Below are 12,273 nucleotides of genomic sequence, written 5' to 3'. Positions count from 1 at the left end.
GGGGATGCTCGTCGGTATCGACGACGATCGGGTCGCCCTTGCGGCGCGGGATCTCCACCGGGGTGATCTCCTTGTCAAACCGGCCGGAGGCCTGGGCGGCGCCGGCGCGGGTCTGGCTGCGGAGCGCAAACGCGTCCTGGGCGGCGCGGCTGACGCCAAACTGTTCGGCCACGTTCTCGCCGGTTTCGGGCATCGAATCGATGCCATACTGGGCCTTCATCAGCGGATTGACGAAGCGCCAGCCGATGGTGGTGTCGTGGATCTCGGCATTGCGCGAGAACGCCGTGTCGGCCTTGGGCATGACGAAGGGTGCGCGCGACATGCTTTCCACGCCGCCGGCTATGACGATGCCGGCCTCGCCTGAGCGGATCATCCGGGCGGCGGCCAGCACCGCGTCCATGCCCGAGCCACAGAGGCGGTTCAACGTGGTGCCGGGCACCCAGACCGGAAGGCCCGCGAGCAGCGATGACATGCGGGCGACGTTGCGGTTGTCCTCGCCTGCCTGGTTGGCGCAGCCGTAATAGACTTCGTCGATCTCAGCCCAGTCGACTTGGGCGTTGCGGGCCATCAATGCGCGGAGCGGGATGGCGCCGAGGTCGTCGGTGCGGACGCCCGAGAGCGCGCCGCCGAAACGGCCGATCGGGGTGCGGATGTAATCGCAGATGAATGCTTCGGCCATCAGGCAGCGTCTCCGGTGTTTGTGCCCGAATGGGCGGCTTTGGTGCGGGCGTTGAGATCGCGCAGCGTTGTCAGTTCAAGCTCGGTCGGGGGCGGAGTCTCGCCCACCTCGTCGGCAAAGCGGACGGTCCAGCCGCATTCGGCCTGCACCATCTCGCGGGTGACGCCGGGGTGCAACAGGACCACCGTGAATTCATGTGTTACAGGATCGGTCCGCCAGACCGCAAGGTCGGTCACCATCAGGGTCGGTCCCTTGGTGGCAATCCCGAGTCTTGCGCGGTGGTCGCCGCCCTCGCCATGGCCGAAGCTGGTGAAGAAGTCGATCTTGTCGACCATGGCGCGTCTGGACTGCTTCAATGTGATGAAGATCTCGCCGCAGGACGAGGCGATCTCGGGCGCGCCGCCGCCGCCGGGCAGACGGACCTTGGGAGCGTCGTAGGGGCCGACTACCGTGGTGTTGAGATTGGCGAAACGGTCGATCTGCGCGCCGCCGAGGAAGCCGATGGTGATGCGCCCGCCCTGCAGCCAGTAGCGGAACATCTCGGGCACCGCGACGGTGGTCAGCGCGGTGTCGCAGAGCTCGCCGTCGCCGATCGAGAGCGGCAGCACGCTGGGCCGCGTCGAGAGCGTGCCGGATTCGTAGATCAGCGTGATCTTCGGCGCATGGGTGAGCCGGGCGAGGTTGCAGGCGGCCGAGGGCGCGCCGATGCCGACGAAGCAGACGTCCTGGTTCGTCAGCAGGCGCGCCGCCGCGATGGTCATCATTTCGGTCGGGGTCGCGGTCATCAGGCTGCCTCCCTCTGCGGCTGCGCATGGCGGGCGAAGGCATCAGGCCCCTTTTCCAGCACGTTTTCCTTGATCCAGGCCAAGAAGGTCTCGCGCTCGCGGGCGATCTTGTCCCAGGCGATGTAGAAGTCGTTGGCCCGCTTGTAATAGCCATGGGCGTAGGACGGGTAGGCGCCGCCGGGCACATGGGCGATTGTCGTGACGGCCCAGGAGGGCAGGATCACCGCATTGGCGTTGCGCGGGCCGAAATCGTCGACGATCTCCTCGACCGTGACGAGCGAGCGCTTCGCCGCCAGAACCGCCTCCTTCTGCACGCCGACGATGCCCTCGAGCAGGACATTGCCTTCGCGGTCGGCCTTCAAGGCGTGGATGATCGCCGCATCGGGGCGGATCGCCGGCACCGTCGCCAGCACCTCGCCCGTATACGGGCAGGTGACGGAGCGGATCTGGGGATTGACCGAGGGCAGATCGACGCCCTTGTAGCCGCGGAAGACGGCGAAGGGCAGGTTCGCCGCGCCCGCCTCATAGGCGTTGGCCATAGCGGCGTGGCTATGCTCCTCGATCTCGAGCCGGTGCGGCCAGCCATTCTCGACCGCATCGCGGAAGCGATGCAGCGAGCCGACGCCGGGATTGCCGCCCCAGGAGAAGATCAGTTTCTCCGCACAGCCGGTTCCGATCAGCTGATCGTAGATCAGGTCCGGCGTCATCCGGATCAGCGTCAGCCGACGCTTGCCCTGCCGGATCGTCTCATGCCCCGCCGCATGGGGGATGAGATGGGTGAAGCCTTCCATCGCGACGGAACAGCCATCGCTCAGGACCGCCTCGATTCCCTGCGAGAGGGAGACGAATTCCGCCACCTTGACATCTCCTCATAATGTGCGTTTATCGCACAACGTTCTGATAATCGAACTTTATGCTGCAGGCAGCAGGCGGGTCAAGCATGGCAGGGGAAGCGGCCGACCGCGACCATATGGCCGCTCTCGAGAAGGGGCTGGCGGTGATCGAATGCTTCGATGCCGCGCACGACAAGCTGGCCATCGCCGACGTCGCGCGCGCGACCGACCTGTCGCGGGCCGCCGCACGGCGCTGCCTGCTGACCCTCACCAAACTCGGCTATGCCGAATTCGACGGCAAATTCTTCCGGCTGACGCCGCGCGTGCTTCGGCTCGGCCATGCCTGGCTGGCCTCCAGCGCCCTGCCCCAGCTCGTGCAGCCGTTTCTGGAGCGGCTCTCCGAGGAGACCCATGAATCCTCCTCGGCCTGCCTGCTCGACGGGCACGAGATCGTCTATATCGGGCGCTCGGCGCAAAGGCGGATCATGTCCGTGGGCCTGTCGGTCGGCACGCGGTTGCCGGCCTTCTGCACCTCGATGGGCCGCGTGCTGCTGGCCTTCCGCGACCCCGCCGAGGCGCAGGCGCGGATCATCGCCGGCAAGCCGCGGGCGCTGACGCCGCGCACGGTCACCGATCCCGCGAAACTGGCGGCGATCCTCGCAGACGTGCGCGAACAGGGGCACTGCATCGTCGATCAGGAGCTCGAACTCGGGCTGATTTCGCTGGCCATGCCGCTGGTCAATGCACGCGGCGAGGTCATCGCCGCCTTCAACATTTCGGGCCAGGTCCAGCGCAGCTCGGCCGGGGACATGGTGGCGCGCTTCCTGCCGCAGATGCGCAGCCTGCAGGCCATGCTGCGGCCGCTGATCACGTGAAAGACGACGACACCATGCTGGAACTCGAAGTGGGACCGCTCCGCGCCCGCATCCATCCGGAAGCCGGCGGCATCATCGCGGCGCTGGAGTGGCGCGGGCCCGACGGGCGCCTGCACAAGCTGTTGCATTCGCCAGACGGCGCGAGGCCCGCGACGGCGGCGCCGAACATGATGGGCAGCTGGGCGATGGTCCCCTTCGCCAACCGCGCCTTCGAGGGGATCGTCGATGACGGCATGACGCGTTTCTGCGTGCCTGAAAACGATCAGCGCGGCGGCAATATCCACGGCTTCGGCTGGCAGTCCGCCTGGGACATACTCGGCCATACCGCCGGCCATACCGTGCTGGAACACCGCCGCGATGCAGGCCCCGACCCCTATCGCTACCGGGTTCGCCAGGAGATTACCCTCGACGACAGGGGTATGACCGTTGCGCTCGCGATCACCAACCAGGCAGACCAGGCGCTACCCTATGGGCTGGGGCACCATCCCTGGTTTCCCTGCGCGGCGGATACCCGGCTCGGTCTGACCGCCAGCGGCGCGCTCGTCTTCGGCGACGCCTTCCGCGCGACCGGTTCCGAGGCGCTGTCGGCTGGCGGCCCCTATGCCGGCAAGCCAGTCTTCGCCACCGGCCGCGAGACCGCCTGGAGCTTCCTGGGCTGGGACGGCACGGCGCGGATCGAGACGCCCTCGACCGGGCTCGCCATCACGCTGACGGCGAGCGAAAGCCTGCGCTGTCCGGTCGTCTGGGCGCCGGCGGGGGCAGATTTCCTCTGCGTCGAGCCGCAGAGCCACGTCATCGGCTCGCCCAGCGAGAGAGCGGCGCGGGAAGCGGCGCCGCTGAGGCGCCTCGCCCCGGGCGAGAGCCTGGAAGGCTGGCTGCGGATTGCGCCGGAGGCTCTGTGAGCCCGGCTCAGCGCCAGCGCGGGCCGGTCTCGTAATAGCGCTGCAGATTGGTAGGCTGGTAGCCGAACGCGCCGGCCGGCAAGGCGGGGCGCAGCAGGATCTGCTCGCGGGCGGCATCCCAGTTCGGCGCTTTGCGCTGCTGGGCGACGGCTGCAGGCCGCTTGCTCTTGGCCTTGGCGATCTTGGCCTTGCTTCCACCCGAGGCCTTGGCGAATTGCGAGAGATTGTCGGGCGCTACACCATTCAGCGCGATGCGCGTCTGACTGGGCCCGTGCTTCTTGACCAGCGCGAAGAGCTTGGCCGCGTTGGCCGGGTGCAGGCGGATGCAGCCATGCGAGGCCGGACGCCCAAGTGCGCCGACCGCGGTCGTGCCATGGATGGCATAGCCGCCGCGGAAGAACACGGAATGGGGCATCGCCCCGCCATATTTGCGCGAATACCAGTTCTTCTCCAACCGCGTCGGGCGGTAGACGCCGTTGGGCGTGCGATAGCCCTTGCGGCCCGAGGAGATCGCCCAGTTGTAGCTCTCGCCGTCGGTCGTGGTGACCTGGATGCGCTGGGCGGCGATGTCGACGCGGACATCGACGCCGGCCTGCGCCGAGGCGATGCCGACGAGCGATAGAATAACGGCGGCCAAAAGACCGAACATGCGACGCATCACACCACTCCGAAAACACGCAACCGCTGAACGCCTCGGCCTTGTCCTGCATCCGGGATCGAGCCCGGAGCGGCGGCCATTGCCGATCAGCAAACGCCGATGGCCGGCGCTTGTAAAGCGCGCAGCCGAAATGTGGTTTCCGGGTCGATGCGGCCGGGCCGGCCGGCGGCTTTGCGGGGAGCGTCGGCAGGTGTAGCAGGAGGCGTCGCATCCCTCCCGACCTCCCGCCTTCCCGGTTCTCCATGCTCGACATGCTCCTGCCGGCCGGCGTCGCGCCCGCCATCGCGCTGCTGCTGATCGCCGTCAGCTTCATGACCTCGGCCTTCACCGCCGCCTTCGGCATCGGCGGCGGGGTGGCGATGCTGGGCGCGCTCGCCGGCACCGTGCCGCCCTCCGTGATCATCGCCGTCCACGGGCTGGTCCAGGTCGGCTCCAATATCGGGCGCACCTATGTGCAACGAGCGCATGCGCTCTGGCCGCTGGTGGCGCGCTTTACCGCGGGCTCCGTGATCGGGGCCGTGATCGGAGCGCTGCTGGTGGTGGAACTGCCGGAGCGCATCCTGCTCGGCCTGCTCGGCGCCTTCATCCTGGTCATGACCTGGCTGCCGAAGCCGCGCATCCCGGGGCTGGCCTCGAGCGGGCTCGTGATCGGCGGCGGCCTCTCGACGATCATCACCATGTTCGTCGGCGCGACCGGGCCCTTCGTGCAGGCGCTGCTGCTGCCGCTGCGCCTCGAAAAGCGCCAGCTGATCGCGACGCATGCGGCCTGCACGACCATCCAGCACCTGCTCAAGGTCGTCGCCTTCGGGGCGCTGGGCTTTTCCTTCTCGGACTGGCTGCCGCTGATCGGCGTGATGATCGTCTCGGGCTTCGCCGGCACCATGCTCGGGACCAAGCTGCTGGAGCGCCTGCCCGAGCGCTGGTTCGTGGTGGTAATCAAGACGATCCTGACGGTCGTCGGGATCGACCTCCTGCGCCGCGCCGCAGGATACTGACCGCCTCAGATCAGCTTCACCTTGCCGGTCGCGAGTTCGTAGATGCCGCCGACGACGGTGAGCTTCTTCTGCGCGACGCGCTCGGCGAGGATCGGCGCCGCGCCTTTCAGCCGTTCGACATTCAGCCGGACATTCGCTTCGGTGGCCGCCTCCAGCATGTTCGCCGCGCCCGCCTTCCGGGCTTCGAGCACGGCCGGCTTGATCGCGTTGATCAGCGAGGGCAGGTGGCCGGGCAGTTGCGTGCCGTTGTTGACCACGTCGATGGTCGAGGCCACCGCGCCGCAACTCGTGTGGCCCAGCACAAGGATCAGCGGCGATTGCAGCACGGCGGCGCCGAATTCGAGGCTCGCCAGCCCGTCCTCGTTGACGAAGTTGCCGGCGACGCGGACCACAAAGAGGTCGCCTGCGCCCTGGTCGAAGGCGAGTTCCGGAGCGAGTCGGGAATCCGCACAGCTCACGATCGAGGCGAAGGGGTGCTGCGAGCGGGCGCGCGCCGCGCGGCCGGCCGAGAAGTCGCGCTCATTGGGCGTGTTGGCGGCATAGCGGGCATTGCCCTCCATCAACCGCTTCAGCGCCTCGTCGCCACCGAGCGGCGTCGGCGTCGTGGTGACGCCTTCCGCGAGGGCCGATCCGGCCAGCCCAGCGGCAAGGGCAAAACCGGCGCCGGCAGCGAGCAGGGACCGGCGGGAGGGCGAAAACGACAGGGCTTTGGTGGCGCAGCCTTCGCACATGGCGATGATCCTTCGCGAGAGCGGCCGAGGGCCGGATCCGGGGTGGAGCGGTCACCTTCGGCATTGCCTCGCGAGAGTATTGGTGCTGCGATGGCTGGCCAGTCCAAACTCTGCAGACACCGCAAAGGATTGGTCCGTGAATTAACGATACGTAAATCAGGCTGCTCACTATTGTTGAATGATAACTCCAGACTTTTTGACGCGATCATTGACCCGCAAGACAGCAACGCGCGCTATCGTTGTGCGATCATCCATTGCGCCGACGCTGTTCTGCGGCTGCATTTCGCCGAAAAGCTGATCAACAAGGTCTTCGGCCGCAGTCTCCAATCTCATGCCGCCGGCCTCGTCGTGGTGATGCATTGCGAAGCCCAGCTCGGCTTGGGGCCGCGCCCGACGCTCGGGCTCGTGCAGCGCGAGATGGGCGGCGCGCGGACGCTGGCGGCGTTTTTCGGGCTGCTGCGGTTTGCGGGCTATCTCACGCAGGAGCCGGTGCCGACGGATGCGCGCGCCACCTGGCTCGTGCCCGCGCCGCCTCTTTTCGAGGGGCTGCGCCAATGGCTTTCGCATCACGCGCGCTGCAGCGAGATCCTCGGCCTCGCCGAGCCGGGCCTGTGCGAGCGGCTGCAGGCCGATGCGGACGGGCTCAGGCTCTACCTCGCCCATGCGCGCGACCTGCTCGATCGCACCCGCGCCGCGATGGCCGGCGACGGCGCCTGGGCCTGGTTCGACCGCTTCGACTGCGGCGACCGCATCGGGCTCATCCTGCTACGAGCCCATCATGCGGCCGCGTCCGACCGCCAGGACGGCCCAAACTGGTTCGATCTCGGCGGCCGGGAGATCGCGGCGCGGCTGGGCGTCTCGCATTCGCATATCCGCAACGTCATCAACCGAGCCGAAGCGCAGGGGCTGCTCCTGCAGGACCGCCCCAGTGGGCGGATCGCCCTGACGCCACGCCTGCTCGCCGAGAGCGAGGCCTGGTTCCGGTTATTCTGGGGCTGGGTCGCGGAGACCGGGCGACTGGCCGAACGTCACGGGGGGCGCAGCTAAGGCGCGGCGAAGGTGACGGCGGAGGCGAAATCCGGCATAGGCTGCCGACATCGCTCCTCAAGGCCGGCCGCGCCATGCTCAAAACCCGCATCATCCCCTGCCTCGACGTCAAGGACGGGCGCGTCGTCAAGGGCGTCCAGTTCCTCGATCTCGTCGATGCGGGCGACCCCGTCGAGGCCGCCAAGGCCTATGACGCGGCGGGCGCCGACGAGCTCTGCTTCCTCGACATCACGGCGAGCCACGAGGACCGCGGCATCCTGTTCGACGTGGTGACGCGCACTGCGGAAGCCTGCTTCATGCCGCTGACGGTGGGCGGGGGCGTTCGCAAGGTCGAGGACATCCGCGCGCTGCTGCTGGCGGGCGCCGACAAGGTCTCGATCAACACGGCTGCGGTGACCAACCGCCAGTTCGTCAAGCAGGCGGCCGAGAAATTCGGCGACCAGTGCATCGTCGTGGCGATCGACGCCAAGCAGGTCACGCCGGGCCGCTGGGAGATCTTCACCCATGGCGGGCGCAACCCGACCGGGCTGGAGGCGGTGGCCTTCGCCCGCGAGGTCGTCTCGCTGGGCGCCGGCGAACTGCTGGTGACCTCGATGGACCGCGACGGCACCAAGGTCGGTTATGATCTGGGCCTGACCCGGGCGATCGCGGACGCGGTCACCGTGCCGGTGATCGCCTCAGGGGGCGTCGGCGATCTCGACGATCTCGTCAACGGCGTGCGCGAGGGCCATGCCTCGGCGGTGCTGGCCGCCTCGATCTTTCATTTCGGCACCTACACGATCCCGCAGGCCAAGGCGCATATGGCGCAGGCGGGCCTGGCGATGCGGCTGGATTGATGATGATGATGCTCCAGCAGCCTGTCATTCCGGGGCTTCGCTTCGCGAAGAACCCGGAACCCACGACCGGGTTCACCCTCAAGACCCGCACAAAGGGCTCGCCCGGTCGTGGGTTCCGGGTTCGCACCTTCGGCGCGCCCCGGAATGCCGGGAGGGCAGCATGACCTTCACCCTCTCCGACCTCGAAGCCCGCATCGCCGAGCGCGCCGCCGCGTCGCCCGATGAATCCTGGACGGCCAAGCTGCTCGCCGCCGGGCCCGAGCGCTGCGCCAAGAAATTCGGCGAGGAGGCGGTCGAGGCCGTGATTGCCGCTGTGAAGGGCGACCGGGACGAGCTGATCGCCGAAAGCGCGGACGTGCTCTATCATCTGTTGGTTGTACTCAAGGCCCGCGATGTTGCATTGCAGGACGTGTTGAGCCAGCTTGAGGCTCGAACCGTGCGCTCCGGTCTGGCGGAGAAAGCCGCACGACCCCGTTAAAAAGCCGAGGCTAGTCCTGCGTTGAACCTCGAAGCCTGGATTGCGGGCCGCCCCATGGACCAGCGCGCGATGCCCGCCCCGGCCCTTCCCGAACTCGATTCGCCTTATCGCAGCTTCACCCGCGACGAGTGGGCCCATTTGCGCGCCGACACGCCGCTGACTTTGTCGGTCGACGACCTGACCAAGCTGCAGTCGATCAACGACCCGATCTCGCTCGACGAGATCGTGGCGATCTACCTGCCGCTGTCGCGCCTGCTCTCGCTTTACGTCGCGGCGACGCAAGGGCTGTTCAAGGCGACGCAGCGCTTCCTGCTCGCCGAGGCCGAGGTCAAGGTACCCTACATCATCGGCGTGGCGGGCTCGGTCGCGGTCGGCAAGTCGACCACGGCGCGCGTGCTCAAGGCGCTGCTCTCGCGCTGGCCCAACACGCCCAAGGTCGAGCTCGTCACCACCGACGGCTTCCTTCTGCCCAATGCCGAACTCGAGCGGCGCGGGCTGATGCAGCGCAAGGGCTTCCCCGAAAGCTATGACGGCTCGGCGATCCTGCGCTTCCTATCCGACGTCAAGGCCGGCAAACCGCAGGTCAAGGCGCCGGTCTATTCGCATCTCGTCTACGACGTGGTGCCGGGCGAGACGGTGACCGTCGAGCGGCCCGACATCCTGATCCTGGAGGGACTCAACGTGCTGCAGCCGAGCCGGATGCCCAAGGACGGCACGGTCATCCCCTTCGTCTCCGACTATTTCGATTTTTCGGTCTATCTCGACGCCGACGAGAACGACCTGCATCGCTGGTATGTCGACCGCTTCATGACGCTGCGCCAGACCGCCTTCCGCGATCCGCGATCCTTCTTCCGCAAATACGCCGAGATCGGCGAGGACGAGGCGCTCTCGATCGCCGAGGACCTCTGGAACGGCATCAACCTGCCCAATCTGCAGGAGAACATCCTGCCGACCCGCCAGCGCGCCAGCCTGATCCTGACCAAGGGCGCGAGCCACCGCATCCAGCAGGTCGCGCTGCGCCGGCTGTGAGGGTGATGGCGCCCGCATCGCCGACCGGCCTGGCCATCGCGCTCCGCTGATGGAGACGTTCTGGTCGCTGGCCGGCATGGCGGGCGCTGCCTTCGTCGCGGCGACCCTGCTTCCGGCGCAGTCGGAGGCCGTCTTTCTCGGGCTTCTGGCGGCGAAGACCGTCGATCCGCTGGCGCTGTTCCTGGTCGCGAGCGTCGCCAACACGGCGGGTTCGGTGGTCAACTGGTGGCTCGGCCGTCTGATTGCGCACCGCGGCGTCGAAAAGCTGCCGCGGCGGCTGCGGCCCGATCCACGCCGGCTCGTTCAGGCGCAGGGCTGGTTTGCGCGCTTCGGCTGGCCGTCCCTGCTCTTCGCCTGGCTGCCGATCGGCGGCGACCCGCTGACCTTCGTCGCCGGCACGCTGAACTATCCGCTCGGCCGGTTCATCGCCCTCGTGTTCATCGGCAAGGCGGCGCGCTATGCGATGCTGTGGGCAGGCTTTAATACCCTGACGTAGCGGCATTCGCGCAACCTGCAGGGCGTTGCGCAAGGCTGCGGCACAAGCTACCAGCGAACGCCCCTTTCTGGAGATCTGATCATGAGCATTCAGCGCATCGCCGTCGGCCCGCGCATGTCCAAGGCCGTCGTCCATGGCGACACCGTCTACCTGGCGGGCCAGGTCGCGGACAAGGCGGCCGGCAAGAGCGTCGCCGAGCAGACCGCCGAGATTCTCGGCATCATCGACGGGCTCCTGGCCGAAGCCGGCACCGACAAGAGCAAGCTGCTGATGGTCAACATCTGGCTGTCGGACATGTCGACCTTCGCCGAGATGAACGGCGTCTGGGACAAGTGGGTCATCGCCGGCCAGACGCCCGGCCGGGCCACCGTCGAGGCCAAGCTCGCCGGCCCGCAGTTCACGGTCGAGATCGCGGTCATCGCCGCCAAGTAAGCCGGCTCCGGTTCCGGCGATCGCCCGGCCGCGCCGGGCGATCGTCACGACCGGCGCGCCCTGCGGCCGGAAGCGAAAGGAGATGGCATCGTGACGACCCAAGATGACATGTCCACCATGATCGCGCGCATCGCGGAGCGGTACGACGTGCCACTCGCGGTGCTGTTGGCCATCATGGCCAGCATCGTCAGGGGCGGCGCCAGACCCAACCTCTCCACGCTCGAACGGCAGCTGACGCGCAAGGCGCGCGATGTGCTCGGCCTGCGCGCCCGGCTGGCCCGGCCGGCCGAAGACGACGGCGTCGCCGAGCCGCGCATGAAGGCGGCCCGCGCGCTCGAAGCCGGCCAGTTCGGCGAAATCGAGCGGGCGCTGGCCCAGCTCGAACTGCGTTTTTTCGGCGGCATGACCGATCTTTCCGCCATGCCGAAGGACCGGCGCATCGCCGCGGGCGAGACCCGTGCCGACCGCGCCGCCACCGCCATGCTGGAGCTGACGCCGACGGCCTGCCGGGAGGCGGCCCAGCGCTATGCCGAGGCAGCGGCGATCGTCGGCGTGGCCGATCTCGCGCGCAGCCGTGACCTCGCGCTGCGCCAGGGCGATGCTCTCGCCAGGATCGGCGAGGATTTCGACGACCGGACGGGCTTCGAGGCGGCGATCGCGCATTATCGCTCGCTGCTCTCCCGGCTCGACAATTTCGAGGACACGATCGCCTGGGCTGCAGTGCGGGAGCGGCTCGGTCGCGTGCAGGCCCGCCTGGGAGCCTTGAGCGGCGATGTCGCCCTCCTCGAACAGGCGATGTCCTGCTATGCGACCGCGCTGGAAGATCTGCGACAGGAGATGGCGCCGGCGCTGTGGCGTTCGCTGAAGGTGCGCTTCGCCCGCATCGCCGTCACGCTCGGCGAGACGCGCGAGGACGATGCCCTGCTGGAGGATGCGGTCTCGGCACTGGCCACCGCGCTCGCGGTCTGGAAACGCGAGGAAGACGAGGCCCGCTGGCTCGAGGCCGAGGAGCTGATCGCGCGCGCCCGCGCCGCTCTCGGCCGGCGAATGAGCGACCTGGCCTTGCTCGAGCGCGCCTTCAACGGGTTTAACCGCGTCGCCAAGGCGACCGACCGCGCCCGCGATCCCCTGCACTGGGCCGCCTTGCAGGACCAGATGGGCGGCGTGCTCGGGGCTATGGGCGAACGCTACAGCGAGCCGGTGGTGCTGGAGGAGGCCATCGCCGCCTTTGGCGCGGCCCTGGAGGAGCGACGCCGCGAGTCGAGCCCGCGCCTCTGGGCCACGAGCTCGGCCAATCAGGGGTTGGTCTCGATGAAACTGGCCGCGCGCCGCAAGGACCCGGCCCTGGCGCAGCGGGCCTTCATGCAGATCGCCGCGGCCGTCGAGGCGATGCGCGAGGCCGGCCACAGCGCCGACGTCGCCGCGCTGCAGAAGACGCTGGTGATGGCCGGCAACCTCGCCGAGACGATGCGCAAGACCTGAAGGCAGACGCGCGCT

The 12,273-nt window shown here is 68.2% G+C and carries 15 protein-coding genes; 10 read left to right on the top strand and 5 right to left on the bottom strand.

Annotated features, from left to right (window positions below):
• The 3 genes from Q8S38_RS14575 to Q8S38_RS14565 form a co-directional block, all read right to left on the bottom strand.
• The coding region (locus tag Q8S38_RS14575) for a thiolase family protein (protein ID WP_305681145.1) at positions 1-679 on the bottom strand (679 nt) is incomplete at its 3' end.
• The gene (locus tag Q8S38_RS14570) at positions 679-1,464 is read right to left on the bottom strand and encodes a CoA-transferase subunit beta (protein ID WP_305681144.1); all 786 of its coding nucleotides are present in this window, start codon (positions 1,462-1,464) and stop codon (positions 679-681) included. The genes Q8S38_RS14570 and Q8S38_RS14575, both read right to left, overlap by 1 nt.
• The gene (locus Q8S38_RS14565; protein WP_305681143.1) at positions 1,464-2,321 is read right to left on the bottom strand and encodes a CoA transferase subunit A; all 858 of its coding nucleotides are present in this window, start codon (positions 2,319-2,321) and stop codon (positions 1,464-1,466) included. The genes Q8S38_RS14570 and Q8S38_RS14565 overlap by 1 nt, the downstream gene beginning before the upstream one ends.
• An 83-nt stretch (positions 2,322-2,404) precedes the next feature.
• On the opposite strand from Q8S38_RS14565, the gene Q8S38_RS14560 reads away from it, so the two are divergent.
• Together Q8S38_RS14560 and Q8S38_RS14555 are read left to right on the top strand one after the other, a co-directional pair.
• The gene (locus Q8S38_RS14560) at positions 2,405-3,172 is read left to right on the top strand and encodes an IclR family transcriptional regulator domain-containing protein (protein ID WP_305681142.1); all 768 of its coding nucleotides are present in this window, start codon (positions 2,405-2,407) and stop codon (positions 3,170-3,172) included.
• Positions 3,169-4,074 (top strand): aldose epimerase family protein, encoded by a 906-nt coding sequence (locus tag Q8S38_RS14555; RefSeq protein WP_305681141.1) that lies wholly within the window; start codon positions 3,169-3,171, stop codon positions 4,072-4,074. The genes Q8S38_RS14560 and Q8S38_RS14555 overlap by 4 nt, the downstream gene beginning before the upstream one ends.
• Positions 4,075-4,081: 7 nt before the next feature.
• On the opposite strand, the gene Q8S38_RS14550 is transcribed toward Q8S38_RS14555, so the two are convergent.
• Entirely contained in the window at positions 4,082-4,732 is a 651-nt protein-coding gene (locus Q8S38_RS14550) for a L,D-transpeptidase (RefSeq protein WP_305681140.1), read from the bottom strand.
• A gap of 242 nt (positions 4,733-4,974) precedes the next feature.
• Between Q8S38_RS14550 and Q8S38_RS14545 the strand changes: the two genes are divergently transcribed.
• Entirely contained in the window at positions 4,975-5,727 is a 753-nt protein-coding gene (locus tag Q8S38_RS14545; protein WP_305681139.1) for a sulfite exporter TauE/SafE family protein, read from the top strand.
• A gap of 5 nt (positions 5,728-5,732) precedes the next feature.
• Here Q8S38_RS14545 and Q8S38_RS14540 read toward each other — a convergent pair whose 3' ends face one another.
• Positions 5,733-6,458 carry a carbonic anhydrase gene (locus Q8S38_RS14540; RefSeq protein ID WP_305681138.1) on the bottom strand — a complete coding sequence of 242 codons (726 nt, stop codon included), beginning with the start codon at positions 6,456-6,458 and terminating at the stop codon, positions 5,733-5,735.
• 42 nt (positions 6,459-6,500) lie between these two features.
• On the opposite strand from Q8S38_RS14540, the gene Q8S38_RS14535 reads away from it, so the two are divergent.
• From Q8S38_RS14535 to Q8S38_RS14505, 7 genes are all read left to right on the top strand, one after another.
• Entirely contained in the window at positions 6,501-7,505 is a 1,005-nt protein-coding gene (locus Q8S38_RS14535; RefSeq protein ID WP_305681137.1) for a hypothetical protein, read from the top strand.
• 74 nt (positions 7,506-7,579) lie between these two features.
• Positions 7,580-8,341, top strand: coding sequence for an imidazole glycerol phosphate synthase subunit HisF (gene hisF / locus Q8S38_RS14530; RefSeq protein WP_305681136.1), 762 nt, complete (start codon positions 7,580-7,582; stop codon positions 8,339-8,341).
• A gap of 160 nt (positions 8,342-8,501) precedes the next feature.
• Entirely contained in the window at positions 8,502-8,819 is a 318-nt protein-coding gene (locus tag Q8S38_RS14525) for a phosphoribosyl-ATP diphosphatase (RefSeq protein WP_305681135.1), read from the top strand.
• 54 nt (positions 8,820-8,873) lie between these two features.
• Positions 8,874-9,848 carry a type I pantothenate kinase gene (coaA, locus tag Q8S38_RS14520; RefSeq protein WP_305681155.1) on the top strand — a complete coding sequence of 325 codons (975 nt, stop codon included), beginning with the start codon at positions 8,874-8,876 and terminating at the stop codon, positions 9,846-9,848.
• 49 nt (positions 9,849-9,897) lie between these two features.
• Positions 9,898-10,344 (top strand): YqaA family protein, encoded by a 447-nt coding sequence (locus Q8S38_RS14515; RefSeq protein WP_305681134.1) that lies wholly within the window; start codon positions 9,898-9,900, stop codon positions 10,342-10,344.
• Positions 10,345-10,425: 81 nt separating this feature from the next.
• A complete protein-coding gene (locus Q8S38_RS14510; protein WP_305681133.1) occupies positions 10,426-10,776 on the top strand; it encodes a RidA family protein in 351 nt (116 codons plus the stop codon).
• Positions 10,777-10,866: 90 nt separating this feature from the next.
• Entirely contained in the window at positions 10,867-12,258 is a 1,392-nt protein-coding gene (locus tag Q8S38_RS14505) for a hypothetical protein (protein ID WP_305681132.1), read from the top strand.
• Positions 12,259-12,273: the final 15 nt, after the last annotated feature.

Origin of the sequence: Allobosea sp. (assembly GCF_030695125.1) — a bacterium.
In the GTDB taxonomy this organism is placed as follows: Bacteria; Pseudomonadota; Alphaproteobacteria; order Rhizobiales; family Beijerinckiaceae; genus Allobosea.
The sequence above is the reverse complement of the archived record's forward strand: the minus strand, read 5'-3'. Positions and strand labels throughout refer to the sequence as shown.

Excerpts from the sequence above, each read along its gene's own strand:
- Q8S38_RS14570 (WP_305681144.1), bottom strand. The coding sequence starts at position 1,464 with ATGACCGCGACCCCGACCGAAATGATGACCATCGCGGCGGCGCGCCTG.
- Q8S38_RS14560 (WP_305681142.1), top strand. The coding sequence starts at position 2,405 with ATGGCAGGGGAAGCGGCCGACCGCGACCATATGGCCGCTCTCGAGAAG.
- Q8S38_RS14550 (WP_305681140.1), bottom strand. The coding sequence starts at position 4,732 with ATGCGTCGCATGTTCGGTCTTTTGGCCGCCGTTATTCTATCGCTCGTC.
- Q8S38_RS14545 (WP_305681139.1), top strand. The coding sequence starts at position 4,975 with ATGCTCGACATGCTCCTGCCGGCCGGCGTCGCGCCCGCCATCGCGCTG.
- Q8S38_RS14540 (WP_305681138.1), bottom strand. The coding sequence starts at position 6,458 with ATGTGCGAAGGCTGCGCCACCAAAGCCCTGTCGTTTTCGCCCTCCCGC.
- hisF (WP_305681136.1), top strand. The coding sequence starts at position 7,580 with ATGCTCAAAACCCGCATCATCCCCTGCCTCGACGTCAAGGACGGGCGC.
- Q8S38_RS14525 (WP_305681135.1), top strand. The coding sequence starts at position 8,502 with ATGACCTTCACCCTCTCCGACCTCGAAGCCCGCATCGCCGAGCGCGCC.
- coaA (WP_305681155.1), top strand. The coding sequence starts at position 8,874 with ATGGACCAGCGCGCGATGCCCGCCCCGGCCCTTCCCGAACTCGATTCG.
- Q8S38_RS14515 (WP_305681134.1), top strand. The coding sequence starts at position 9,898 with ATGGAGACGTTCTGGTCGCTGGCCGGCATGGCGGGCGCTGCCTTCGTC.
- Q8S38_RS14510 (WP_305681133.1), top strand. The coding sequence starts at position 10,426 with ATGAGCATTCAGCGCATCGCCGTCGGCCCGCGCATGTCCAAGGCCGTC.